This window comes from Tabrizicola fusiformis, from assembly GCF_013328815.1.
In the GTDB taxonomy this organism is placed as follows: domain Bacteria; phylum Pseudomonadota; class Alphaproteobacteria; order Rhodobacterales; family Rhodobacteraceae; genus Fuscibacter.
Genome location: NZ_JABUHN010000001.1, coordinates 491,020 through 516,336, shown reverse-complemented (window position 1 = coordinate 516,336; position 25,317 = coordinate 491,020). Strand labels below are relative to the sequence as shown.

The 25,317-nt window shown below is 64.6% G+C and carries 24 protein-coding genes; 14 read left to right on the top strand and 10 right to left on the bottom strand.

Going from position 1 to position 25,317, the window contains the following annotated elements; genetic code table 11:
- Positions 1 to 223 precede the first annotated feature (223 nt).
- The gene (nudC, locus tag HS053_RS02465; RefSeq protein ID WP_174209591.1) at positions 224 to 1,177 is read left to right on the top strand and encodes an NAD(+) diphosphatase; all 954 of its coding nucleotides are present in this window, start codon (positions 224 to 226) and stop codon (positions 1,175 to 1,177) included.
- 70 nt (positions 1,178 to 1,247) lie between these two features.
- Positions 1,248 to 1,718 (top strand): SRPBCC family protein, encoded by a 471-nt coding sequence (locus HS053_RS02460; RefSeq protein WP_174209590.1) that lies wholly within the window; start codon positions 1,248 to 1,250, stop codon positions 1,716 to 1,718.
- On the opposite strand, the gene HS053_RS02455 is transcribed toward HS053_RS02460, so the two are convergent.
- Positions 1,715 to 2,542 carry a prephenate dehydratase gene (locus HS053_RS02455; protein WP_174209589.1) on the bottom strand — a complete coding sequence of 276 codons (828 nt, stop codon included), beginning with the start codon at positions 2,540 to 2,542 and terminating at the stop codon, positions 1,715 to 1,717. The genes HS053_RS02460 and HS053_RS02455 overlap by 4 nt on opposite strands.
- 120 nt (positions 2,543 to 2,662) lie before the next feature.
- On the opposite strand from HS053_RS02455, the gene HS053_RS02450 reads away from it, so the two are divergent.
- The 6 genes from HS053_RS02450 (at position 2,663) to HS053_RS02425 (ending at position 10,315) form a co-directional block, all read left to right on the top strand.
- Positions 2,663 to 3,181, top strand: coding sequence for a c-type cytochrome (locus HS053_RS02450; RefSeq protein ID WP_174209588.1), 519 nt, complete (start codon positions 2,663 to 2,665; stop codon positions 3,179 to 3,181).
- Positions 3,182 to 3,335: 154 nt separating this feature from the next.
- On the top strand, positions 3,336 to 5,246 hold the full coding sequence (locus HS053_RS02445) for an extracellular solute-binding protein (protein ID WP_174209587.1): 1,911 nt from the start codon (positions 3,336 to 3,338) through the stop codon (positions 5,244 to 5,246).
- A 3-nt stretch (positions 5,247 to 5,249) separates the two neighbouring features.
- The gene (locus HS053_RS02440) at positions 5,250 to 6,395 is read left to right on the top strand and encodes a microcin C ABC transporter permease YejB (protein ID WP_174209586.1); all 1,146 of its coding nucleotides are present in this window, start codon (positions 5,250 to 5,252) and stop codon (positions 6,393 to 6,395) included.
- 1 nt (position 6,396) lies between these two features.
- A complete protein-coding gene (locus tag HS053_RS02435) occupies positions 6,397 to 7,512 on the top strand; it encodes an ABC transporter permease (protein WP_174209585.1) in 1,116 nt (371 codons plus the stop codon).
- Positions 7,509 to 9,101, top strand: a complete 1,593-nt coding sequence (locus HS053_RS02430) for an ABC transporter ATP-binding protein (RefSeq protein ID WP_174209584.1) — start codon at positions 7,509 to 7,511, stop codon at positions 9,099 to 9,101. The genes HS053_RS02435 and HS053_RS02430 overlap by 4 nt, the downstream gene beginning before the upstream one ends.
- Positions 9,098 to 10,315, top strand: coding sequence for a glycosyltransferase family 4 protein (locus HS053_RS02425; protein WP_174209583.1), 1,218 nt, complete (start codon positions 9,098 to 9,100; stop codon positions 10,313 to 10,315). The genes HS053_RS02430 and HS053_RS02425 overlap by 4 nt, the downstream gene beginning before the upstream one ends.
- A 32-nt stretch (positions 10,316 to 10,347) precedes the next feature.
- Here the strand turns inward: HS053_RS02425 and HS053_RS02420 are convergent, their stop codons facing one another.
- The gene (locus tag HS053_RS02420; protein ID WP_174209582.1) at positions 10,348 to 11,193 is read right to left on the bottom strand and encodes a VHL beta domain-containing protein; all 846 of its coding nucleotides are present in this window, start codon (positions 11,191 to 11,193) and stop codon (positions 10,348 to 10,350) included.
- Between the two features lie 143 nt (positions 11,194 to 11,336).
- Complete coding sequence (gene hemN, locus HS053_RS02415; RefSeq protein ID WP_174209581.1) at positions 11,337 to 12,692, bottom strand: oxygen-independent coproporphyrinogen III oxidase; 1,356 nt, start codon at positions 12,690 to 12,692, stop codon at positions 11,337 to 11,339.
- A gap of 60 nt (positions 12,693 to 12,752) precedes the next feature.
- Here hemN and fnrL point away from each other — a divergent pair, with 60 nt between their 5' ends.
- Entirely contained in the window at positions 12,753 to 13,499 is a 747-nt protein-coding gene (fnrL, locus tag HS053_RS02410) for a transcriptional regulator FnrL (protein WP_174209580.1), read from the top strand.
- Here the strand turns inward: fnrL and HS053_RS02405 are convergent, their stop codons facing one another.
- Positions 13,500 to 13,703: a YgaP family membrane protein gene (locus tag HS053_RS02405; RefSeq protein ID WP_174209579.1), complete on the bottom strand. Its 204-nt coding sequence runs from the start codon at positions 13,701 to 13,703 to the stop codon at positions 13,500 to 13,502.
- 144 nt (positions 13,704 to 13,847) lie between these two features.
- Here HS053_RS02405 and HS053_RS02400 point away from each other — a divergent pair, with 144 nt between their 5' ends.
- From HS053_RS02400 to HS053_RS02380, 5 genes are all read left to right on the top strand, one after another.
- Positions 13,848 to 14,672 (top strand): alpha/beta fold hydrolase, encoded by an 825-nt coding sequence (locus tag HS053_RS02400; protein ID WP_174209578.1) that lies wholly within the window; start codon positions 13,848 to 13,850, stop codon positions 14,670 to 14,672.
- The gene (locus tag HS053_RS02395) at positions 14,669 to 15,637 is read left to right on the top strand and encodes a threonine ammonia-lyase (protein ID WP_174209577.1); all 969 of its coding nucleotides are present in this window, start codon (positions 14,669 to 14,671) and stop codon (positions 15,635 to 15,637) included. Before HS053_RS02400 ends, HS053_RS02395 begins: the two co-directional genes overlap by 4 nt.
- Before the next feature lie 3 nt (positions 15,638 to 15,640).
- Positions 15,641 to 16,426, top strand: coding sequence for a 3-oxoadipate enol-lactonase (gene pcaD, locus HS053_RS02390; protein WP_174209576.1), 786 nt, complete (start codon positions 15,641 to 15,643; stop codon positions 16,424 to 16,426).
- Positions 16,419 to 17,093 carry an alpha/beta fold hydrolase gene (locus tag HS053_RS02385; RefSeq protein ID WP_174209575.1) on the top strand — a complete coding sequence of 225 codons (675 nt, stop codon included), beginning with the start codon at positions 16,419 to 16,421 and terminating at the stop codon, positions 17,091 to 17,093. The genes pcaD and HS053_RS02385 overlap by 8 nt, the downstream gene beginning before the upstream one ends.
- Positions 17,094 to 17,189: 96 nt before the next feature.
- Positions 17,190 to 18,431, top strand: coding sequence for a mandelate racemase/muconate lactonizing enzyme family protein (locus HS053_RS02380; RefSeq protein WP_174209574.1), 1,242 nt, complete (start codon positions 17,190 to 17,192; stop codon positions 18,429 to 18,431).
- Between the two features lie 44 nt (positions 18,432 to 18,475).
- Here the strand turns inward: HS053_RS02380 and HS053_RS02375 are convergent, their stop codons facing one another.
- From HS053_RS02375 to HS053_RS02350, 6 genes are all read right to left on the bottom strand, one after another.
- Positions 18,476 to 20,050 (bottom strand): N,N-dimethylformamidase beta subunit family domain-containing protein, encoded by a 1,575-nt coding sequence (locus HS053_RS02375; RefSeq protein ID WP_174209573.1) that lies wholly within the window; start codon positions 20,048 to 20,050, stop codon positions 18,476 to 18,478.
- Positions 20,051 to 20,053: 3 nt separating this feature from the next.
- A complete protein-coding gene (locus HS053_RS02370; protein ID WP_174209572.1) occupies positions 20,054 to 21,022 on the bottom strand; it encodes a type I glyceraldehyde-3-phosphate dehydrogenase in 969 nt (322 codons plus the stop codon).
- 73 nt (positions 21,023 to 21,095) lie between these two features.
- Positions 21,096 to 21,920 carry an IclR family transcriptional regulator gene (locus HS053_RS02365; RefSeq protein WP_174209571.1) on the bottom strand — a complete coding sequence of 275 codons (825 nt, stop codon included), beginning with the start codon at positions 21,918 to 21,920 and terminating at the stop codon, positions 21,096 to 21,098.
- Between the two features lie 174 nt (positions 21,921 to 22,094).
- Complete coding sequence (locus tag HS053_RS02360) at positions 22,095 to 22,301, bottom strand: hypothetical protein (protein ID WP_174209570.1); 207 nt, start codon at positions 22,299 to 22,301, stop codon at positions 22,095 to 22,097.
- 86 nt (positions 22,302 to 22,387) lie between these two features.
- The gene (locus tag HS053_RS02355) at positions 22,388 to 22,981 is read right to left on the bottom strand and encodes a YjbF family lipoprotein (RefSeq protein ID WP_174209569.1); all 594 of its coding nucleotides are present in this window, start codon (positions 22,979 to 22,981) and stop codon (positions 22,388 to 22,390) included.
- A complete protein-coding gene (locus HS053_RS02350; RefSeq protein ID WP_174209568.1) occupies positions 22,978 to 25,089 on the bottom strand; it encodes a YjbH domain-containing protein in 2,112 nt (703 codons plus the stop codon). The genes HS053_RS02355 and HS053_RS02350 overlap by 4 nt, the downstream gene beginning before the upstream one ends.
- Between the last annotated feature and the right edge of the window lie 228 nt (positions 25,090 to 25,317).

The window sequence follows — 25,317 nt, the reverse complement described above, 5'->3', positions numbered from 1 at the left end:
GTTGCGTCCATGATTTTCCCTTTGGAACGGCATGGCTAGGCCGTTCAGCCTGTCTTGGAACACGTTTACAACCATGGGAAGATCGCCCGGATTGCGCTGGATCAAATTCATCAATTTTCGCCATATAGTTGCATTTCTGCCCAGCCGCTCGCCAATTGTTCACCCTTGGCCTTGCCGGTCCGGTCATGCCATGAAGGCGCGCAGGACAGAGGGGTGAGGCGCGATGCAGCTGGCAGAAACGGTGACCTTCGGCGGGGGCGGTCTGGACCGCGCCGCCAGTTTGCGCGGCCACCCTGCCCGTTTGACCGAATTGCTGGCCGGGGGGCTGGTTCTGCCGCTCTGGCGGGGGCGCGTGCTGGTCGATGCGGCGACGGGCGGGCTGGCGTGGCTGCCGTCCGATGCGCCGCTGCTGCACGGCCGGGCGCCCGAGCTGTTCCTTGGTCTGGTCGGGGATCGTGGGCATTTCGCGGCAGACCTGTCCCACTGGTCCCCGGCCGAGCCTGCAGTGGTGACGGGTGGGTTGTTCGACAGCGGACGGCAAGGCCACCCGGACCTGCCCGAGAGCATCGCCTTTGAAGACCTGCGCGGGCGCATGGCCGATCTGAGCGCGACGGATGCCGAACTGGCCGCGACCGCCCGCGGCCTGCTGCAATGGCATTCCACCCACGGCTTTTGCGCCGCCTGTGGTGCCGCCTCGGTCCCGGCGCAGGCTGGATGGCAGCGCGACTGCCCGGCCTGTGGCGCCACCCATTTCCCCCGCACCGATCCGGTGGTGATCATGCTGGTCACCCGGGGCAATTCGGTGCTGCTGGGCCGCTCGCCGGGTTGGCCGGAGGGGATGTTCTCGCTTCTGGCGGGCTTCATGGAACCCGGCGAGACGATGGAGGCCGCCGTCCGCCGCGAAGTGGCCGAGGAAGCGGGGGTAAAGGTCGGTGCCGTGCGCTATCTCGCCAGCCAACCCTGGCCCTTCCCCGCCTCGCTGATGCTGGGCGCCCATGCCGAGGCCGTTAGCGATACCATCACGCTGGACCCGGTGGAGCTTGAGGCCGCCCGATGGGTCAGCCGCGAAGAGTTGGTCGAAGTGTTCGCCGGAAGGCATCCGGACATCCGGCCCGGCAGAAAAGGCGCCATTGCGCGGTTTCTGATGCTCAACTGGCTTGCAGACAGGCTGGATTGACGCCAGTTTCGCGCTGGGGACGAAAAGATGCGCCGGCCAAGGGTCAGAGCGTGCAGTAAGGACAGGCAGCATGAAACTTACCACCCGGCAGGATATCGAGGCGCCGCTGGCACAGGTCTGGGCCACGCTGACCGATTTTGAAGCGTGGGAACGTGCTGCTATGCGCCGGGGCGCCGATGTGGCGCGCACCGACAGCCTGCGCAGCCTTGCTCCGGGCATGACATGGACCGCCCGCTTTCTGTATCGCGGCAAGGATCGGGCGATGACCATTGCGCTGACCCGTGTCGAGGCGCTGCATCGTCTGGGCTTCAAGGCAGGATCGCAGGCGGTCGAGGCGGATATTCAGATTGAGCTGATGGAAATGGCGGCCAAGCGCACCCGGATGCATGTCACGACTGAGGTGCATCCGCAAAGCCTTGGCGCCCGCCTGTTCCTGCAATCGCTGCGGCTGGCGCGTGCGCGGGTCGAGCGCAAGTTCCAGACCCGCGTCGCCACCCTTGCCCGGGATGTCGAGGCGCGCGCGCGCCAGCGCAGCCTTTAGCGCGGGCGATCGGCGGGATAGACGCCCAGAATGCGGAATTCGCTGGTGAAATAGTCCAGCTCTTCCATTGCGCGCTTGACGTTGGGATCGTCCGGGTGGCCTTCGATATCGGCATAGAATTCGGTCGCGGTGAAGCTGCCGTCCACCATATAGCTTTCCAGCTTGGTCATGTTCACGCCGTTGGTGGCAAAGCCGCCCATCGCCTTGTAAAGCGCCGCCGGAATGTTGCGGACCCGGAAGATGAAGGTCGTCATCATCTGATCGGCGCGGCGGCGGTAATCGGCCTCTCGGCTCATCACCAGAAAACGGGTGGTGTTGTTCTTGTGGTCCTCGATATGGCGGGCGAGGACATCAAGCCCATAGATCTGCGCCGCAATTTCGCTGGCCAGCGCGGCCCGGGCCGGGTCGCCCGCCTCGGCTGCCTCGCGCGCAGCGCGGGCGTTGTCGCTGCTGACCTTGCCCTTGATGCCATGGGTCTTCAGGAAGCCCGCACATTGCGGCAGAATCACCACATGGCCATGCGCCTCGCGCACGTCTTCCAGACGCGCACCCGGCACGCCCAGCAGATTCACATGCACCCGCACAAAGGCTTCGTCCACGATATGCAGCCCGGCCTTGGGCAAAAGCGAATGCACATCGGCCACCCGGCCATAGGTGGAATTCTCCACCGCCAGCACGCCCAGATCGACTTCGCCCGAGCGGGTCATCTCGACCACATCTTCAAAGGTGGTGCAGGGAACCACCTCCATATCGGGCCGCGCCTGCTGGCAAGCCTGATGCGAATAGGCGCCGGGTTCCCCCTGAAAGGCGATGCGGCCGGTCATATCGGGCGCTCCTCGATCAAAAACCCCCCAAAGGGGCGATTGGTCGCGCTACTACACCTTGAAAACCGCAGGGGGAAGCGGGTAGATAGCCCGCAAACCAGCCCTGAGGGAATGCGAGACATGTTCGACACGATGACCCTGACCAAGGCAACCGGCGCTGTTTGCGGCTCGCTTCTGGTCTATCTCTTTGCGTCCTGGGCTGCCGATGCGCTTTACAGCACCGCGCCCGCCAGCCATGGCGGCGAGGAAGTGGCGCAAGCCTATACCATCGACACCGGCGCCGAAGCTCCGGCCGAAGCGGTTGAAGAAGGCCCGTCCTTCGCCGAGGTCTTTGCCGCCGCCGATCCGGCCGCCGGCGAGAAAGTCTTTGGCAAATGCAAAGCTTGCCACAAGATCGACGGCAGCGACAGCACCGGCCCGCATCTGAACGGCGTGGTGAACCGCGCGGCGGCTTCGGTCGGCGGCTTCGGCTATTCCGACGGGATGAAGGCCGTGACCGAGCCGTGGACGCCCGAACATCTGGACGCCTTCCTGACCAACCCCAAGGGTCTGGTTGCCGGCACCAAGATGGGTTTCGCCGGTCTGCCCAAGGTGCAGGACCGCGCCAATGTGATCGCCTATCTGGCGACCCTGCAGTAAGCACCGCGATACGGTGCTGCAAAGGCCGCCTCCGGGCGGCCTTTTTCGTTGCCACACGCGAACTTCACGCATTCGCGCCTTGTGAGCCTGCGGCTTTCCGCACTAGATTCCGCTCCGGGCCGCGGCAACGGCGGCAAGGCAGGGGAGATCGGGCATGACCCAGCGGGCAAAGGTTCTTTCGGTTCCGGCAATGACCTGGCAGATGCGGCTTGCGGGCGGCCTTCTGGCCCTGACCGCCGCGGCTTTTGCCCATGCGGCGCGGGCGGACGGCGGCAAGGTGATCGTCTCCCATGGCATCTCGACCTTTGGCGAATTGAAATATCCCGCCGGTTTCACCCATCTGGACTATGTGAACCCCGAGGCGCCCAAGGGCGGCGAAATCTCGCAATGGGCGCCGGGCACCTTCGATTCGATGAACCCCTATTCGGTCAAGGGCGTGCCTGCCGCGCTGTCCACCCTGTTCTACGAAGGGATTCTGGGTGGCACCGCCGACGAAATCGGCGCCTCCTACTGCCTGATGTGCGAAACGATGGAATATCCCGAGGACCGCTCCTGGGTGATCTTCAACCTGCGCAAAGACGTGAAATTCTCGGACGGCTCGCCCATGACAGCCGAGGATGTGGTGTTCAGCTACAACCTTTTCCGCGAAAAAGGCATTGCCGAGTTCCGCTCGGTCTTCAACGACAAGGTGCAGTCGGCCGAGGTGCTGGATCCTTACCGTGTGAAATTCACCTTCACCCCCGGCACGCCCTTCCGCGACATGCCGGCGAGCGTGGGCGGCACGCCCGTCTTCTCCAAGGCGGATTATGAGGGTAAGAAGCGCGATCTTGAGGATTCCAGTCTGGAACCCTTCCTCGGCACCGGCCCCTATGTGCTGCAAAGCCTGAAGCCCGGTCAGCAGATCATCTATGCCCGCAACCCCGATTATTGGGGCGCCACGCAGCCGCTTTCGGTCGGCCAATACAATTTCGACCGCATTCGGGTGGAATATTTCGGCGACGACAACGCCGCGTTCGAGGCGTTCAAATCGGGCGTCTACACCTTCCGCAACGAAAACTCGTCCAAGCAATGGGCGACCGGCTATGATTTCCAGAACCTGACCAATGGCGCGGTGATCAAGGCCGAATTGCCGTCTGGTGCCATCGCTTCGGGTCAGGCGTTTCTGTTCAACCTGCGGCGCGACACGTTCAAGGACATCCGCGTGCGCGAAGCGATCGGGCTGATGTTCAATTTCGAATGGTCGAACCAGACGCTGTTCTATGGGCTTTACACCCGGATCAACTCGATCTGGGACAACACCCAGATGGCCGCGACCGGCCCTGCCAGTCCCGAAGAGGCCGCCCTGTTGCAACCCCTGATCGACGAAGGGCTGCTGCCCGCCAGCATCCTGACCGATGATGCGGTGATGGCGCCGGTTTCGAACCCCGACAAGGGACTTGACCGCAAGAACCTGCGCGCGGCCTCAGCCCTCTTGGATGAGGCGGGCTGGGAAGTGGGCGTTGACGGGATGCGCCGCAATGCCAAGGGCGAAACGCTCAAGGTCGAGTTTCTGGAAGACAGCCCCAGCTTTGAGCGGGTGATCAACCCCTATGTGGAAAACCTGCGCTCGCTGGGCGTGGATGCCCGGCTGACGCTGGTTGACCCCGCACAGATGAGCCAGCGCAGCGACCCGCCCGCCTTTGATTTCGACATGATCGTGGGCAATGCCCTGAACGGTTATGAGCCGGGCGGCGAGATGAAACAGGCCTATGCCTCGGTCACCGCCAACAATTCCACCCGCAACCGCATGGGCATGTCCGATCCGGCGGTGGACCGGCTGACCGATATCGTCGAGGCGGCAAAGACCCGCGCAGAGCTTGACGTGGCGACCCGCGCGCTGGACCGCGTGCTGCGCGCCACCCGGTTCTGGGTGCCGCAATGGTATAAGAAAAGCCATACCGTCGCCTATTATGACCAGTATGCCCACCCCGATCCGCTGCCACCCTATGCTTTGGGCGAGTTGAGCTTCTGGTGGTTCGATGCCGACAAGGCCGCCAAGCTCAAGGCTTCGGGCGCGCTGAAATAAGCGATGGGCGGCTATATCCTTCGTCGTCTGCTCTTGGTGATCCCGACACTGTTCGGGATCATGGTGATCAACTTCGGCCTGACGCAATTCGTGCCCGGCGGCCCGTTCGACCAGCTTGAGGCGCGGCTGGAAGGCGAAGGCGACGTGATCAAGGCCGTCACCGGCAACGAGGGCGGCGACCCGGGCAGCGAAGCCAAGGGCGGCTATGTCGGCGCCCGGGGCCTGCCGCCCGAGTTCCGCGCCAAGCTGGAGGTCGAATTCGGCTTTGCGCGCTGGGTCTGCGCCCCCGGCTTTACCGGCAAACCCAGCCTTGATACCCCCGAATGCACCAAAGAGATGATCCCCGCGGTCGAGCGGTTCTTCATCATGATGGGCAAGTTCCTGCGCTTTGACTTCGGCGAAAGCTATTTTCGTTCGGCAGGCGTGCTGGAATTGGTGGCCGAAAAGATGCCGGTTTCGATCACCTTGGGCCTCTGGTCCACGCTGATCGCCTATATGATCTCGATCCCGCTCGGCATCCGCAAGGCGGTGCGCGACGGCTCGCCCTTTGACAACTGGACCTCGGGCATCATCATTGCGGCCTATGCCATTCCGGGCTTGCTGTTCGCGGTCATGCTCTTGGTGCTGTTCGCGGGGGGGTCCTATTGGAAATGGTTCCCGCTGCGGGGCCTGACTTCGGACGGCTGGGAAGAGATGAGCCTGTTCGGCAAGGCGCTGGACTACCTCTGGCACATCACGCTGCCGGTGATCGCCTCTACCATTTCCAGCTTTGCCACGCTGACGCTGCTGACCAAGAACAGCTTTCTGGACGAGATCAAGAAGCAATATGTGATGACCGCCCGCGCCAAGGGGTTGAGCGAGGCGCGGGTGCTTTATGGCCATGTCTTCCGCAATGCCATGCTGATCGTGATTGCCGGCTTTCCGGCGCTGTTCATCAGCGTGTTCTTCGGCGGCAGCCTGATCATCGAAACGATCTTCTCGCTGGACGGGCTGGGGCAGCTTGGCTACCGCGCGGCGCTGGAACGGGATTATCCGCTGGTCTTCGGCACGCTTTACGCCTTTGGCCTGATGGGGCTGATCATCGGGATCATCTCTGACCTGATGTATGTCTGGGTTGACCCCCGCATCGACTTTGAGCGGAGGGGTTAAGATGGCCCTCTCTCCTCTGAACGCCCGCCGCTGGCGGAACTTCAAGGCCAACCGTAGGGCCTATTGGTCGCTCTGGATCTTTGCCGTTCTGTTCGGCCTGTCGCTGTTTGCCGAGGTGCTGGCCAATGACAAACCGCTCTTGGTCAGCTATCGCGGCGAATGGCGGATGCCCTTCCTGCGCTTTTACTCCGAGGCGGATTTCGGCGGCGATTTCAAGACCGTGGCCAATTACAAATCGCCCGAGGTGCAATGCCTGATCGTGACCGGCGGGCTGGTCGATTGCTTTGACGAACCGGAAAGCATGATCCAGGCGGTGGCACTGGACCGCTTCGATGCCGCAACCGAAGGGTTCCAGAAGGGCTTCATCCTCTGGGCGCCGATCCCCTACAGCTACAACACGATCAACGAGCTGGGTGGCAAGGCGGCTCCCTCGGCCCCAGATACCGACCATTGGCTGGGCACTGACGACACCTCACGCGATGTGCTGGCGCGGGTGATCTACGGCTTCCGGCTTTCGGTGGCCTTTGCGCTGATCGTGACGGTGCTGACCTCAGTCATCGGCATCGCGGCGGGGGCGGTGCAGGGCTATTTCGGCGGCAAGGTGGACCTGATCTTCCAGCGGTTCCTTGAAATCTGGTCCGGCACGCCCGAGCTTTATGTCATCATCATCGTCTTTTCCGTCTGGCAGCGCAGTTTCTGGCTGTTGATTCTGTTGATGGTGATGTTCGGCTGGACCCGGCTGATTGGCGTGGTGCGGGCCGAGTTCCTGCGGGCGCGCAACTTTGAATATGTCCGCGCCGCCAAGGCTTTGGGCGTGCCCGACCGGGTGATCATGTTCCGCCATGTGCTGCCCAATGCCATGGTGGCCACGCTGACCATGCTGCCCTTTGTCGTCACCGGCGCGGTCGGCTCGCTCGCCACGCTGGATTACCTTGGCTTTGGCCTGCCCGCATCGCTGCCCTCGCTCGGGCAGTTGTCGCGGCAGGCGCAACAGAACCTGCAAATGCCCTCGCTTGCCTTCACCGCCTTTTTCACCTTTGCAATCATGCTGTCGCTCCTCGTCTTCATCTTCGAAGGGGTCCGCGACGCCTTTGACCCGCGAAAGACCTTCAAATGAGCGCGGTTCTTGAGGTTGCGGGCCTGAAAATCGCCTTCCGGCAAGAGGGCCGGGTGGCAGAGGCCGTCAAGGGCGTGTCCTTTGCGGTGGGCAAGGGCGAAACCGTGGCTCTGGTCGGCGAAAGCGGCTCGGGCAAGTCGGTGACGGCGCTGGCGACGGTGGGCCTTTTGCCCGACAGCGCCGAAACCTCTGGCTCGGTCCGCTATCTCGGCCGCGAAATGCTGCGCGCCTCGGAAAACGACCTGCGCAGGGTGCGCGGCAATGACATCAGCTTCATCTTTCAGGAGCCGATGACCAGCCTCAACCCGCTGCACACCATTGAAAAGCAGTTGGGCGAAAGCCTGTCCCTGCATCAGGCCCTGACCGGCGCCGCAGCGCGGGCGCGGATTGTCGAGCTTTTGGGCAAGGTCGGCATCCGTGACCCGGAAAGCCGCCTTGGCGCCTATCCGCATCAGCTTTCGGGTGGACAGCGGCAGCGGGTGATGATCGCCATGGCGCTGGCCAACGGGCCGGAACTTTTGATCGCGGATGAGCCGACGACGGCGCTGGATGTCACGGTGCAGGCGCAGATCCTTGATCTTCTGGCCGATCTGAAACGCTCCGAGGGGTTGAGCCTGCTGTTCATCACCCATGATCTGAACATCGTGCGCCGCATCGCCGACCGGGTTTGCGTCATGCAGGGCGGCGAGATCGTGGAACAGGGCCCGACGGCGGCGGTCTTTGCCGCCCCCGCCCATCCCTATACGCAAAAACTCCTTGCCGCCGAACCGCAGGGCCGGCCCGATCCCGTTGCGCCCGATGCGCCAGAGGTGCTGCGGACTGAACATCTGCGGGTGTGGTTCCCGATCCAGCGCGGCTTTCTGCGCCAGACAGTGGGCCATGTGAAGGCGGTCAATGACGCCAATCTGGTGGTGCGGGCAGGTGAAACCCTTGGCATCGTCGGCGAAAGCGGATCGGGCAAGACTACGGTGGCGCTGGCGGTGCTGCGGCTGCTGCAAAGTCAGGGCCGCATCGCCGTGCTGGGCCGCGAGATTCAGGGCCTGACGGGTGCCGATCTGCGCCCGCTGCGCCGCGATTTGCAGATCGTGTTTCAGGATCCCTTCGGCAGCCTTTCCCCCCGCATGACCGCCGAGCAGATCATCGCCGAAGGGCTGGGCGTGCATGGGCTGGAACCCGGGCGCAACCGGCGCGAAATGGTGGCGGCGATCATGGCCGAGGTCGGCCTTGATCCCGAAACCATGGGCCGCTATCCGCATGAATTCTCGGGGGGGCAGCGCCAGCGCATTGCCATCGCCCGCGCGATGATCCTGCGGCCCAAGTTGGTGGTGCTGGACGAACCGACCAGCGCGCTGGACATGACGGTGCAGGTGCAGATCGTGGGCCTTCTGCGCGAATTGCAGCGCAAATGGGGGCTGGCCTATGTCTTCATCAGCCACGATTTGCGGGTGGTGCGCGCACTGGCGCACAAGGTGATCGTGATGAAAGAAGGCGATGTGGTCGAAGCAGGCGACAGCGCCGCGATCTTTGCCGATCCGCAAAGCGATTACACACGGGCACTGATGGCGGCGGCCTTTGGCGCCCCGCCATGAAAATCCTCTTCGTCCATCAGAATTTTCCCGGCCAATTCCTGCACCTCGCCCCGGAATTGCAGCGCCGCGGGCATGAGGTGCGGGCGCTGACCGACGGCGGCAACACCCGCCCCAGCCCGGTGGAGGTGCTGCGCTATCGCCATGTCGTCCCGCCGGTCGATCCCGCTGCCACCCGGCTGGGCCGCAACTATACCACGATGAGCGACCGCGGTGTGACCGTGGCGCGCGCCGCCCTGCAACTGCGCGGGCAGGGCTATGTGCCCGACGTGATTTTCGGTCATTCCGGCTGGGGCGAGACGCTGTTCCTGAAAGAGGTCTGGCCCGAGGCCAAGCTGCTGGTCTATGCCGAGTTCTATTACAAGGGGCGCGGCGCCGATGTGGGCTTTGACCCCGAGTTCAACCCGCCGCATTTCGATCAGGTGCTGATCGCACAGGGCCGCGCCGCGCATCTGGGGCAGGCGCTCATCCATGCCGATGCCGGGCTGTCGCCCACGCTTTGGCAGGCATCCACCTATCCGCCCGCTCTGCGCGACCGCATCACGGTGATCTTCGACGGGGTCGATACCGCCCGGCTGCGCCCCGATCCCGCGGCGCAGGTCACCCTGCCCGATGGCCGCATCCTGCGGGCGGGGGATGAGGTGCTGACCTTCGTGAACCGCAACCTTGAACCCTATCGCGGCTATCACACCTTTCTGCGCGCCCTGCCCGCAGTGCTGGACGCCCGGCCAGAGGCGCAGGTGGTGATCGTCGGCGGCGATGCGGTCAGCTATGGCGCGGCCCCGAAAACCGGAAGCTGGAAAGAGCATTTCCTGGCCGAGGTCCGCGACCGGCTGGACCTGTCGCGGGTGCATTTCGTGGGCAAGCTGGCCTATCCGCAGTTCGTGGCACTGATGCAGGTTGCCCGTGCCCATGCCTATCTGACCTATCCCTTCGTGCTGTCATGGTCGATGCTCGAGGCAATGGCGGCGGGGGCGCATGTGGTGGCCTCCTCCACCGCGCCGGTGCAGGAGGTGATCGAAGACGGGGTGAACGGCACGCTGGTCGATTTCTTCGATGTGCCGGGCTGGAGCCGCGCCCTGACCGCGGCGCTGGCCGAACCCGACCGCTTTGCCTCCCGCCGCCTTGCCGCGCGGGCGACCGTGCTGGAACGCTATGACCTGCACGGCATCTGCCTGCCGCGCACCGTCGCCTTTGTCGAGGGTTTTGCCCCGTAGGATGGGCAATCTGCCCATCCTACTCGCCGCCCTCAGTAGATTTCGTAGCTTGTAAAGTCCGGATTGGCGCCCCAGATGCCGCCATGGCATTCCATGTTGAAATCCTTGGCAAGCCAGAGATGGCCGACATAGGTATCCAGTGTCACCGCCTCACCCGGCAGCAGCCCGGCATATTCCACCGGCGCCCCGGCGAAGTCGAGCCAGGAGATCGACACCGCAATGTCGCTGCGGTTCACAAACTCGACCTGCGCCGGATCGGAACTTTGCGGCGAGGGCGCGTCGCCATAACCGGGGCAACCCAGGCCCATGTTCGAAGCGTCATCCTCGATCGGGGGGGCCGTCTGCGCCAGCTTCGGCTTGGGCGCTGCGGCAGGTTTGGGGGTGGCGGGCGCGGCGGCAACCTGCCCGGCGCGGTCCACACATTCCTCGATCTTCAGCATCGCAGCGCTGGAACCGGAAAGGGCCGCCGGGGTGATCTGGCCATTCGCCTCAACCTGCAGGCGGCTGCCGTCGCGGATCGACTCGACCAGACCGTCCTCCAGGAACATCGCATAGCGGCCATTGCCTTGCGGGTAGAAGGTGCCCTCGAACGAGGCGCGGTCAACATCGACATAGCCCACCACTTCCGGCGGATTGTCGAGCGGGCCATCGATGGTCAGGCTCCAGCCCTCGCTACTTTTTTCAAGCGTGAAGGGGAAATCCATGCTGACCCCGCTGCAGCGCATGAACGAGCCGTCATAGGTGATAGACAGCACGTCCCATCCACGTGTCTTGCCATAGTCTGTGTATTCTTCTTGGGCGGTGGCGGCAAACCCGGTCAGGATCAGACCAAGCGCCGCTAGCCCCGAAAGGCGCAGGCGCGAAAGACGTGTAGGCATGTTGCAATCCGCAAGCAAAGGGTGAGTTTCGTCAGAACCCCGGCACGGCTGGCCTGACCGGCGCAACACTATCCAGCGCCGGATAAAGAGAAAGTGAATTGTTCGGCAGACTTGCCGATTGCCCGTGCCGATGGCCAGGCCGCCTAGATTGCCGCCGAATGCTGCGCCTTGCTCTGGTCATAGGCGTCGAACGCCCGTGCCACCATCCGGGCCAGCGGCCTGCCCTGCGGCAGGATGGCAAGCCCGGTCTGATCCAGCGTCACCATCCCCGGAAAGGCGGCAGCGGCCTCGGCCAGAAGGGTGTCCAGCCGCGTCTCGGTCACCGCAAAGCTGGCCAGAATTTCGGCCCGCTCCACCCGAAAATCGCACATCAGCGCCTCAATGATCCGACCACGCATCTGATCCTCGCCCGTAAAGGCATGGCCGCGGTGGGTCGAGAAATGGCCCTCGCGGATCGCCTTGGTATGAACCGCCGTGGCCGAGGCATTCTGGGCATAGCCTTGGGGAAACCGCGAAATCGACGAAGCGCCAAGCCCCACCAGCACCGGCGCCGTGTCGTCGGTGTAACCCTGAAAATTGCGCCGCAGCGTTCCGGCCTTGGCCGCCTTGGCCATGCCATCGCCGGGACGGGCGAAATGGTCGATGCCGATTTCGTCGTAACCGTCCCAGACGAACAGCTTGCGCGCTGTTTCGAACAGGTTCAGCCGTTCCTGCGGGGTGGGAATGGCGTCCGAGGGGATCATCTGCTGGCGGCGGCTGACCCATGGCACATGGGCATAGCCATAAAGCGCCACCCGATCAGGCGAGAGGGTGAGCAGCTTTTGCACCGAATCCGCAATCCGGCTGTTGGTCTGGAACGGCAGCCCATAAAGGATATCGGCATTCAGGCTGGTCACGCCACGGTCGCGGATCATGTCCGCAACCTCTTTGGTCAGTTCATAGCTTTGTTCGCGCCCGATGGTCTTCTGGATCTCGGGGTCGAAATCCTGCACCCCGATCGAGGCGCGGTTCATCCCCGAAGCCACCAGCGCATCCAGCCGGGCGGCGTCGATTTCATTCGGGTCGATCTCGACCGAGAATTCAGCGCCCGCGGCCATTGGCACCGCGTCAAACACGCTGTCGGCGAGATCGCGCATCATGTCGGCCGGCATCAACGTGGGCGTGCCACCGCCCCAGTGCAGCCGCGACAACCGCACCCCCGGCGCCAGATGCCGGCGCAAAAGCGCGATTTCCGCCTTCAGCACCTTGGCATAGGCGCGGACCGGCTCATCGCTGGATGTGCCCTGCGTCCGGCAGGCGCAGAACCAGCAGAGCCGCCGACAGAAGGGCACATGCAGGTAAAGCGAGATCGAAGACCCCGCCGGGATCGCCTCGATCCACTGCACAAAGGTTTCGGAGCCCACGCCGCCCGCAAACTGCGGCGCCGTGGGATAGGAGGTGTAGCGCGGAACGCGAGCGTCAAAAAGCCCCAACCGCGTGAGTTGCGCTTGAATGGTCATTCCCGTATCTATGATTGGAACCGGCCCGCTGGCCTTGACCTAAATCAACCCGGACAGGGCATGTCGCATCAGGATCTGCAACTTATGTCACATGACTGCGGCGGTTGCCCGATCCGGCACCGCGCGGTCTGCGCACGCTGCGATGCCGATGAACTCTCCCGGCTGGAAACCATCAAATATTACCGCAGCTATCAGGCCGGGCAGACCGTGGTCTGGTCCGGCGACCGGATGGATTTCGTCGCCTCGGTCGTCTCGGGAATCGCCACGCTGACCCAGACGATGGAGGATGGGCGGCGGCAGATGGTGGGCCTTTTGCTGCCATCCGATTTCGTCGGCCGCCCGGGCCGCGCGCAGGCGGCCTATGACGTGACCGCAACCACCGATCTGGTGATGTGCTGCTTCCGCAAGCGACCCTTTGAAGAGCTGATGTCCACCACGCCCCATGTCGCCCAGCGTCTTCTGGAAATGACGCTGGACGAGCTGGATGCGGCGCGCGAATGGATGCTGCTTCTGGGGCGCAAGACTGCGCGGGAAAAGATCGCCTCGCTTCTGGCGATCATCGCCCGCCGCGATGCCAGCCTCAAACTGCGCTCGGCCAAGGGTGCGCTGGCCTTTGACCTGCCGCTGACGCGCGAGGAAATGGCCGATTACCTTGGCCTTACACTGGAAACCGTCAGCCGTCAGGTTTCGGCGCTGAAGCGCGACGGCCTGATCCAGCTTGAGGGCAAGCGCCATGTCGTGGTGCCCGATTTCGACGCCTTGCTGGAACACACCGGCGACGATTCGGACGGCGGCTTCCTCAACTGATCAGTTGAAGGCGCAACCCGCCTTGATGCCCAGTTTACGGAACACCGAGGCCGCCGGGCAAAAGCCGGTGATCGCCGATTGCATCAGGTTCAGCCCGATGAACACCGTGAACCAGATGAACAGGGGCGAGACGAAGGCGATCAGCGCCACGCTCAACAGCACCATGGCACCGGCGAACAGCATAACCGAACGGTCGAGGGTCATTTTCCACTCCTATAGATTGGGTTGCCGAGGGCATAGCAGCTTCGGCAAACACATTCAATAATCATTATATGAATTACTCCTCCCCTTGGCCTCTTCCCCTTGCCGCGGCCCCGTGCCAGCCTTGCCCAAAGCCGAGGAAACCCGATGACCCAGTTCTTCACCGCCGCCGACGGCGCCCGCCTTGCCTATGCCGATCAGGGGGCGGGGCTGCCCGTTCTCTGCCTTGCCGGGCTGACGCGGACCATGGCGGATTTCGACTATCTGGCACCGCATCTGCCGGGTATTCGCCTGATCCGCATGGATTATCGCGGCCGCGGGCAAAGTCAGTGGACCGGCGCCGAAACCTATACCGTGCCGCAGGAAGGGCAGGATGCGCTGGCGCTGCTGGATCATCTGGGCATTGCGCAGGCGGCGATCCTTGGCACCTCCCGCGGGGGGCTGATCGGGTTGGGGCTGGGGGCCATGACGCGCGGGCGGGTTCTGGGGCTTTGCCTGAACGATGTCGGCCCCGAAATTCACCGCCCGGGGCTGGAGCGGATCATGGATTATGTCGGGCGCAATCCCGCCGCCCGCACCCATGCCGAAATGGCGGCCAAACTGCCGCGCGCCCTGCCCGGCTTTGCCAATGTGCCCGACAGCCGCTGGCTGGATGAGGTGCGCCACCATTATGACGAGACGCCAGAAGGGCTGCGGATCAACTATGACCCGGCGCTGCGCGACAGCTTTCTTGCCGCCTTTGCCGGGCCGCCGGTAGACCTTTGGCCGCTGTTCGACATGCTGGCGGGCCTGCCGCTGGCCCTGATCCGGGGGGCAAACTCGGACCTTCTGTCGGCAGAGACCGCCGCAGAGATGCAGCGCCGCCGGCCCGACATGCTGTTTGCCGATGTTCCCGACCGCGCCCATGTGCCCTTTCTGGACGAAGCCGAAAGCCTGTCCGTCATCCGCAACTGGCTGGGGGCGATGGCATGAGCGACCTTGCCCGCATCGAAGCCGCCGCAGCCCGGTTGGCCGGACAGACCCGGGTGACGCCGCTGCTCAACGCGCCCTTGCTGGATGCGCTGGCGGGGCGGCGTATTTTCGTCAAGGCGGAATGCCTGCAATGGACCGGCAGCTTCAAGTTCCGTGGCGGCTGGTCGGCGGTCTCGGCCCTGCCGCCCGAGGTCCGTGCGCGCGGCGTGATCGCCTATTCCTCGGGCAACCATGCGCAGGGGGTGGCGCTGGCCGCCGCCCGCCATGGCGTGCCAGCCGTCATCGTGATGCCGGTCGATGCCCCCAGGGTTAAGATCGAGAATACAAAGTCTTATGGCGCCGAGGTGGTGCTTTATGACCGCGTCAGCGAAGACCGCGACGCCATCGGCGCCGCCCTTGCCAAGGCCCGCGGCCTGACCCTGATCCGCCCCTATGACGAGCCGGAGGTGATTGCCGGGCAGGCCACGGTCGGGCTGGAAATCGCCGCGCAGGCCGCCGAAGCGGGCATCGCAGAGGCCGATGTGATCACCTGCTGCGGCGGTGGCGGCTTGACCGCCGGTATCGCGCTGGCGCTTGAGGCGCGGGCGCCGGGGCTGCGGGTGCGGCCGGCCGAACCGGAGGGGTTTGACGATACCGCCCGCTCGCTCGCCTCGGGGCGGCGGGAGCGGAACGCGGCGCTGGCGGGTTCGCTCTGCGATGCCATCGTGACCCCAAGCCCGGGCGAGATCACCTTTCCCATCCTGCAACGACTTTGCGGCCCCGGACTGGTCGTGACGGATGAAGAGGCGCTGCGGGCAATGGCGCTGGCCTTTACCCATCTGCGCATCGTGGTGGAACCGGGGGGTGCGGTGGCACTTGCGGCGGCCCTCTTCCGCAAGGATCTGCCCGATACCGTGATCTGCACCGCCTCGGGCGGGAATGTGGAGCCCTCTCTTTTCGCCGATGTCCTGCAGCGGTATGCCTAGGTCATGTCTCTGATTTACCTTGACGATCTGCGCCTGAATGCGGTTCTGGATGGCCCTTCGGACGGCCCGCCCCTTGTGTTGATTCACGCGCTGGGCACCGACCTGACGATCTGGGACGGGGTGGTGGCCCGCCTGCCCCGCCACCGCATCCTGCGCTTCGATCTGCGTGGCCATGGGGCGAGCGACTGCCCGCCGCCGCCCTATGCCATGGGCGCGCTGATCCGCGATGCCGAACGGTTGATGACCCATGCCGGCATGGCCGAGGCGGTGGTGGTCGGCGTCTCGCTGGGCGGGCTGGTGGCGCAGGGGTTGGCGGTCAAGCGGCTTGATCTGGTGCGCGGTATGGTGCTGTCGAACACGGCGGCCAAGATCGGCGGCGAGGCGCTGTGGAAAGCGCGGATCGCCGAGGTTACGGATAAGGGCCTTGCCGCCTATGCCCCCGGCGCGATGGAGCGGATTTTCGGGCGCAACTGGCGGCAAGCCCCTGAAATGCCACGGATTCGCGCGCTTCTTGAATCGACGCCGCCCGAAGGCTGGATCGGCTGCGCCGAGGCGATTGCGGGCACCGATTTCTACACCACCACCGCCAGCCTGACCCTGCCGACACTGGTGATCGCCGGGGCCAAGGACGGCACCACGCCGCCTGACCTTGTGCGCGAAACAGCAGAGCTGATCCTTGGCCACCGCTGGCATCTGATGCGCGGCGCCGGCCATCTGCCGATGGTCGAGCGGCCCGACGATTATGCGGCGCTGCTGCGCGACTTCCTTGCAAGCATCGGACATGGCTGAGTTTTTGCTGATCCACGGCGCGGGTCACGGCGCCTGGGCCTGGGATGAGGTGATCCCGAAACTGACCACCCTTGGCCATGACGCCCGCGCCATCGACCTGCCGGGGCGCGGCGGGGTGGCTACCACGCTGGAGGCGCAGGCGCGGGCCATCGTTGCGGCTCTGCAGGGGCCGACGGTGCTGGTCGGCCATTCGGCGGGCGGCTTTGCCATTACCGCCGCTGCCGCGATGGCGCCGGAGCGGGTGGTGCGGCTGATCTATCTCTGCGCTTTCATCCCGCAGCCGGGCCGCTCGATCGCCGATCTGCGGCGGGCCTGTCCGGGGATCGGACTGCGGGGCGCCTATCGTGTGGCGGCTGATCGGCAGAGCTTTGCTTTTGATGCGAATACCGCCAAGACATTGTTTTTCCACGATTGCCCAGCGCCAGAACAGGCTGCCGCCCGGCTGTGCGCCGAGCCGGTCCCCCCACAGGAAACCGCGCTGGAGCGGTTGCCCGACCTGCCCCGCGCGGCAATTCTCTGCACCGAAGACCGCGCCATTCCTTTGGGTTTTCAACAGGATATGGCCGCGGGAATTGCCGTTCAGCGCAGCCTGCCATCGGGCCATTCGCCGTTTCTGTCGATGCCGGGGGCGCTGGCACGGACCTTAGACGAACTCTCAGACTGTTAGCGACGAATCCTGTCGCAAACAGGGCGCCCATGTCGGAGTTCCGCGCGAGAGGCAGCGCTGCTGGCGCCAAACTTCCGTCAAAACGGAGGATTGCCGATGAAACTGCGCACGCTTGAGATTTTCGTTGTCGCCCCTCCGGCACCGGGTTGGGGGGGGCGCTACTGGATCTTCCCCAAGATCACCACCGATGACGGGATCATCGGCTATGGCGAATGCTATGCCTCGACCGTGGGGCCAAAGGCGATGATCGCAGTGATCGAAGATGTTTTTGAACGCCATATGTTGGGGGAAAGTGCCGAAAACATCGAGATGATGTATCGCCGCGTCTATTCCAGCGGCTTTACACAGCGGCCCGACCCCACGGTGATGGGCGCCTTTGCCGGCCTTGAAATCGCCTGCTGGGATATCATTGGCAAGGCGCGGAACCGGCCGGTCTGGGCGCTTCTGGGCGGGATGATGAATGCGCGGGTGCGGTCCTATACCTATCTTTACCCGCAGCCGGGGGTGGATGCGGCCGAGTTCTGGGTGAACCCCGACTGGCAGGCGGAAGAGGCGGCGCGCTGCGTGGCGCAGGGGTTTACGGCGGTCAAGTTCGATCCGGCCGGGCCCTATACCATCCGTGGGGGTCACCAACCCGCCATGAGCGACATCTCGCGGTCCGTCGCCTTCTGCAAAGCCATCCGCGAGGCGGTCGGCGACAAGGCGGACCTTCTGTTCGGCACTCATGGCCAGTTCACCACGGCAGGGGCGATACGGCTGGGCCGGGAGTTGGAACCCTATAACCCGCTTTGGTATGAAGAGCCGATTCCGCCGGATAATCTTCTGGAATTCCAAGAGGTTGCCCGGCAGGTGCGCATCCCCTTGGCCACGGGGGAAAGGCTGACCACCAAGACCGAATTCGGGATGCTGCTGCGCGCCGGAGGCGTGAAAATCCTGCAACCGGCTCTGGGGCGGCTCGGCGGTATCTGGGAGGCCAAGAAGCTTTCCGCCATAGCGGAAATCTACAATGCCGAAATGGCACCGCATCTTTATGCCGGGCCGGTGGAATGGGCGGCCAATATCCACCTTGCGGCCTCTATCCCCAACCTGTTGATTGCAGAGACAATTCAGACGGGCGGCGCCTTCCACCTCGCCCTCATCCGCAATTCGATCACTTGGGAAGACGGCTATGTGATCCCGCCGCAGGTCCCCGGGCTGGGCATCGAATTTGACGAGGATCTGGCCCGGGCGCATCCCTTTACCGGCACCGGGCTGCATCTGCAGATGCAGGAGGCGCCCTGCGACCATCGCCACGGCAACAGGTTCGAGGGGGGGGCTCCGGCGCCAAACAAGGCGTAAAGTCTGCGTCAATTTCCCGTATATTCTGCGTATATTTTCCGTATCTACAGCCAGTCGCCCAAAAGGATGTTGCGCGTCACCTGCTCGACCGGGCGTTCGCGGGCGATCAGGCCCGCGACCCATTCGCAAGAGGCGGCGTTGAAGACGGCGCCCTTGCCGCGGCGATACTCGGCCATGCAGCCGTTGCCGCGGCTGGCGCGGGCGACGGTTTCGGGCGTCACCACGCCATAGACATGCAAAGCGACCTCTTCGGCATCGGCGGTGCCGATGAAACTGTCGGCATCCTGCGGGCCGGTGGAATGCGACAGGGTGGTGGCGGGCGACAGGCCGACGATGGTCAGCGGGCCTTGCAGACCGGGGGCGACGGGTTCCGGCAGGCCCTGATGGAAGGTGAAGTCGATGCCGTCCACCTCATAGCCGAAAATCCGGCTCGCCGCGCCCAGCACATCGCCATAGCCAAGTCCGGTGCCGCGCAGCGCCCAATGCTCCGGCCGCCAGATCAGGAACCCGCCGGTGCCATGGGCAGCGCAGCGGCTCCACCCGGCATAGACGCCCGCCGAACCCGTCAGGCCCATGGTCGCCACCGCCGGGCGCGCGACCTGCGGGTGATCCCAGTAAGAGGTGAGGCGGGCGGGGTTAGGGTCTTCCGCCTCGGCCCGGGATTTGAAGCAGGTTTGCGTCAGGAGGTCGGGCGAAAGCCGCGTCTGCCAGAAGAAATTGCCGCCAAAGCGCGCCAGTTGACCGCCGCAGTCCAGCCACCCGTCGAGATGGTCGCGCATCTCCCATGTCCAGTATTCGTCATGGCCGACGATCAGGGCGCGGGGATAGCCGTTCAGCGCGGTGGGATCGCGGTGCAGGTCGTGCTGGGTAAGGTAGTCAAGCGCAATGCCCTGCGCCTCGCACCACAGGGCGAAGGGACGCTCGAAAGCGGCCCAGCCGGAGGAGGCGTATTTCTTGGAAATCCCCTTGGCGCGGGCGTAATCCATATGCGGATAGCGCGGCTTTGACAGCAGGGGCGAGGCATGGGGGATGCGCGGGGCATCCTCCGGCCAGCGGACAAAGCCGCGTGCCCAGGGGCGCAGCAGGCTGACATGGGCGGCGAAATCATCGCCACGCGGGCCGCTGAGGCCCTGATAATGGTTCGACCCGCCCCAGTCGTTATAGGCGCACCAGGTTCCGGTGGCGAGGACAAGGGCGATCTTTGCCTGAGGCTGCGCGGCGCGCAAGACGAACATATGTTCGGATTGGTGGCCAGCGATGGTGAAAGTCACGGTATAAAGGCCGGATCTCCAGGTCTGCGGGATTGGCAGGGCCAGCGCCTCTGGCCAGTTGCAGCCAGTTTCCGAACAATCGTTTGGCGTCGGTGCGAAATGAGCGGCGACCTCGGCATCGAATACGGTTTCAGGGGTCAGGCCATCACGGCAGATCGTGACGCGGGCCTTGGCTGCGGTGGAGCTGAGATGCAGGCGCAGCGTGTCGCCGAGCCGGTAGGATAGCGCATCGCTATAGCCCCAGACCTGCGGGCGGCTCGGATCGGGTGAGGCGGTCTCGTAATAATGGCCGGTGACGGAATCGCCGTCATCAAAGGGGCCGGGAACAAAAAAACCCTGCAAAGCCATGGCTTACCCCATCCTTAGGGCGACATCCAGCATCCGGTTGGAAAAGCCCCATTCATTGTCATACCAGCCAAAGACCCGCAGCATCCCGCCCTTGGTGACACGGGTTTCCGGCAGGGCCATGATGATGCTTTCGGGCCGGGCACGCAGATCGGTCGATACGAGCGGTTGTTCGGTTATGCCGATCACCCCGCCGGCCGCGACCAGCGCGGCATTGACTTCGGTGGCGGTGACCGGGCGTTCCGTCATCACGGCAAGGTCAACGGCAGAGACCGAAGCGGTCGGCACCCGCACCGCCGAGCCTTCGATCCGGCCCGCGATCTGCGGCAAAACGAGGTCCAGGAGACGCTGCGCGCTGGTCGTGGTCGGCACCATCGACAGCGCCGCCGCACGCGAGCGGGCATAGTCGGCAGCCGGCGCATCGACGGTGGGCTGCGAGCCGGTATAGCAATGGATCGTGGTCATCGAGCCGGTCACGACGCCCCAGTGTTCATGAATCAGCCGGGCCAGCGGCGCCAGTGCATTGGTGGTGCAGGAGGCGTTCGAGACGATTTCCTGTGCAGCAAGGGCCGCATCATTGGCGCCCAGAACCACCGTCAGATCGGCGGCGGCAGAGGGGCCGGAGATCAGCACCCGCCGCGCGCCGGCGCGCAGGCCCCGTTCGGCCACCGCGCGGGAATCGGCGCGGCCGGTGCATTCCATAACCAGATCGGTTCCGGCGAGGTCCAGCGTGGAAATATCCGGTGTGCGGTGGAGCGGGATGGCACGGCCATCGACGACCAAGGCGCCATCGGTCAGCGTCACGCTGCCGGGCCAGGGGCCGAAGACGGAATCATACTGAAAGAGATAGGCGCACATCTCGGGCGCGGCGATGTCGTTGATGCCGGTGATGGTCAGGCCGGGCGCCGCCCCTTTGGCCCAAGCCCGCAGAACCGACCGACCGATGCGGCCAAAGCCGTTGATGAAGACACGCATGACCGGCCCTCCCCTTTGGGCGAAGTCTGATCATGGGCCGGGCGGGGTTTCAAGCCGCCCGCAACAGGTTTGATCAAATATCTTCGGGCGCGCTGCCGCCAATCGCTTCGGTCACGCCATCGGCGGCGGCGCGGACGGCGGCACCGAGACGGGTGGCATCCGACAGGCCAAAGCGGAAGGCAGGCCCGGCGACGGCCAGCGCCGCCACGACGCGGCCTGCGCCGTCAAAGATCGGGGCGGCCACACCGCGCATCCCTTCGGCCTGCTCCTGATCATCCAGCGCAAAGCCCCGGCTGCGGGTGCGGAGCAGTTCCCGCGCGAGGGTTTCGGGCGAAGTGATGGTGAGCGTGGTCAGACGTTCAAGCCGCTGCCCCTCCAGCACCTCTTCGCGCAGGTCTTCATCCGCCCAGGCAAGCAGCACCTTGCCGGGCGCAGCGGCGTGCAACGGCGCCAGAGTGCCGGGTGGGAAGATGGCGCGGATCGGCTGGCGGGTTTCGCTTTGTGTCAGCACCAGAAGCCGCCCGCCCGAAACGATGCCCAGAGAAGCGGTTTCACCCGAGGCCGCGACCAGCGCATCCATCGCGCGGCGGGCCTGAACCTCAAGCCCGGTGCGGCGCAGATAGGCGGTGCCAAGGCGAAAGGCCGCCGGGCCGATGTGCCAGAGCGGGCCCGGCTCCACCCCTTCGACCATGCCGCGGGCCTGAAGCGTGGCAAGGGCGCGGAAGGTGGTGGCCAGCGCCTGCCCCGTCTGTTCGGCCAGATCGGACAGGCTGAGGCCGGGGCGGGCCGAAATCACCTCAAGCAGCGCAAGGGCGCGGTCAAGGGCGACAACGGTGTGCTGTTCGGGGTCGGCGGGGCTGGTGCGGGGACGCCCCCGGGGGCGGGTTGGATCGGGCATGGGCGGCCTCCTTGCCGATCCGGCCTAACATTGGCCGGTCAATATGAAAAAGGATTTCGCGCCATTGCGCCGCCATGCCGCAGCGCCGCACGCCCTTTGCCCAAAGCGATGGCACCCGGAATGCAAACGCCCGCGCAAATGGCGCGGGCGTTGCGAAAACCCAAAGGGTTCAGATCACTCTTCGGTGGTGCCGTCGCTGCCACCGCCGGCAACGGCAGCGCCAGCCAGAAGCAGGAGAGCGAGAACCAGCAGGCCACCTTTGCTGCTCGGGGTTTTGGCGACGACGGCCGGCTTTTGTTCACCGATCGGCTCGCTGATGCCACCGGCATGAGCAGCGGTGCCCGCGAGAAGCAGAGCAAGAGCAGCAGAGATTTTCTTCATGTTATCGTTCCTTGGAATGGGGATTCTTGAAGCCAGTATAGTGATTCTCTCCCCTGTTGCAAAGCATTACCGCCTTTTGGGTGATGCTAGGGGGCAACAAAGCCTGCATAACCGGCATAATCCGAGACCCATTGGCTGGATTGCACGATGCGACCGCCCCGCAGCCAATAGTCATTCGTGATATAGCCATCGGGCGAACTGCACTTCTGCCGGATATGGCGGGTGCCTGCGGGGCCCTCGCCACCATCGCCGGCGGCCACTGTGCAATCGAAATCGCGGCGCAGCATGGTGTCGGTGCCGTCCAGATAGAAATCGCTGCGCTTGTGCGCCGCGCCCCGCACCAACTCGGCAAGGCCGGGCTGGCTGGAGGACATCAGATCCGTGCCGAAACCACGGGTAGCAATCAGGATGCCGTCGCGCAATTCCATCTGGGCACCATCAGCCGCAACATAGGTCACGACGTTTCCGTCCCGCTCAAGCTCGCGCATCGGGAATTTGAAACCGCGGAAGGACAGTGTGACTTCGGTCCCGGGGCCGCTTTTGGGCATGGCGGGGGTTGACGCCTGCCCGCTTCCCCCCAGCATTCCGGCGGCAGGCGCAAGGGCGCGCTGACCAAGGCCGCAGCCGGACAGAAGGGCAGCCGCAACCACCAGACCCAGAGGCGCAAGGCGCATGGTCATCTCCAGAATCTCCCCCACTGGTCGTCGAGGCGACCCTGCTGATAGCCGCGCACGCTGTCGTAAAGCCGCCCGTCCACCGAGAGCCGCGCCCCTCCGTCGCGGGTGATCGGGCGGATCGTGGGGGCATAAGCCTTTTCGCTGGGCCTGCCGAGCAGCCAGTTGAAGGGGATCTGGATGCGGATGCCCTTGTCGAACGAGCCTTCGCCGAAGTCTTCATAGGAGACATCGGTCATGGTGGCAAAGGCGCCGACCTTCCAGCCATTGGCAAATTCGCGGTCGATGGCGAGCGTGGCGCCGATGTCGCCCGCAAGGTAACGGCCCACGTCAAGCTGCGCCACATAGCCGTTGCCAAAGCTGTAATAGCCCGAGACATGGCCGGTGAAGACCTTGTAATCTTGGAAGCCGAGCATCTGGTCAAAGTCACGCTGCTGGACATAGTTCAGCTCGACACCCAGTGCAAAGGGGCTGTCCACCCGTTTCCACAGCAATTCACCCGAGATGCCGCCGAACATCCGTTCGAGATAACCCACGGTGACGCGGCTATAGAGGTTTTCGCCCGGCTTGGCATACCAGGCCATGGTCAGGGTTTCGAGGGCAGGGTCGCCCTCGCGGTCATAGATGTTGCCGTCACTGCGCACATGCGGCAGCACCGAATTCGACACCCGGTCGGACGCATCAAGGTTGCCGATCACCTTCTTGGTGACGGACCCCGACAGCACGAGGCCCGGCGCGATATCGTAGCGGGCCGACAGGCGCAGGCCGAAATCGGCGCGCAGGGGGTCTTCCGGGTCAAACAGGCTGGTGCGGACATAGGGCGAAACGCCCCAGCCAAAGCGGGGATAAAGCCCCTCACCCATCAGCGCCCCTTCGGGCGTGGCACCAGAAACCGCCAGAATCTCGGTCCGGCTGCGCATCAGGGCATCCTGATTGGGGGCGTGATCCAGCGCCTCAAGGTCGGACCGCTGCATCACCACCTGCGACAGCGGCACGCCGTTCCAGACCGGAACGATGCGGAAGGTTTCCACCGAGGCGGGCAGTTGCGCCGCCAGCACCCGGGCCGCACGGCCCAGCATCTGCGGGCCGTTCTCGCGCTGCGGGGTGCGGACGCGCAGTTCAACCGCCGAAGCGGCGAAGCTGATGCTTTCCAGCGTCATGCCATCGGCGCGCAGATCGCGGGCGATGCTGTCGCGCAGGGTGGACTGGCGGCCACGGTCGCTGACCCATTCGGTGGACCAGTCGGCGCCTGCCGCACGGTCCTTGAGCGGGCGGGGGCCGCCATAGGTCAGCCCGCCGGTGGGGCTGCGGCGCGGGTCCAGCGCGAATTGCGCCGAAAGGCCCAGTTCAGAGCCATACATATAGTAGGCACCAACCCGCAGCACGCCGTTGACCTGATATTCCAGACCAAAGTTGAAGGGGCTCTTGCGCTCGAACGTCTGCCGCTCACCCGCTTCGGTCACATAATCGTCGGAGGAATATTCGGCCTTGAAGCCGAGTTTGTCGTTGATCTGGTATTCGATCCCGGCAAAGGGGGCAAAATCGCCCTTGAACCATTGGCCGGTGCGCACGGTGCCGCCAAGGCCATAGTCGAAATCGGGGCGGGTGCCGATCGCGCCGATCGGTTCATAGCTGCCAAGCCGGCCCCAGCCGAGGCCCGCCGTGACCTTGAGCTTGTCGCCGAAGGTCTTGGTGGCGGCGATATATTCGCCCGACATCTGGCCGGTGCCGATTATGTCCTGCAAGCCGATCACCACGCCGGGAACATAGGTGCCTTCGTTCAGCAGTTGATAGCGCAGGTCGAAGCTGCGGTCGTAATAGGTTTCCAGCGGGAAGGGCACGACGCGGTTCCAGTCGCGGGTGCCCGCATAGCGGAAGCTGCCCGAGAGCCGCGGCGTGATCTGAAAGCTGAGGGTGGTGCGCGAGATCGGGCCAAAATGTGCCGAGGTGATCGACAGCACCCCATCATTTTGCGATTCGCCCGTGGGCATGTCGATCAGGCCGGTCATGCCGCCGAAGGACAGGGTCGGGCGCATCTCGGCCGCGGCAGGCGCAGCCAGAAGCCCAGCCATCACGGCAGAACAGATCGCGGCGCGGCGGCGCGCAGTCGTCATGGGGCAACCCTCTTGCAATACCGTGGCCCGGCCTTTGGGGATTTCTAGGCCAGAATGCGGCAGCCTGCCAGCGCCTTGGCGGGGCAAGGGCGGCAAAACCCGCCCCTGTTGCGATTCCGCCCGTGCGGGCGGCGGCGTTGCGCCCAAGCGACAGGCAGCGCGCGGGCGCGGCAGCCGCTGTTAACTGCCGCCCGCTAGACCCTGTGGCCTGTTGCGGCACGGGCCGCG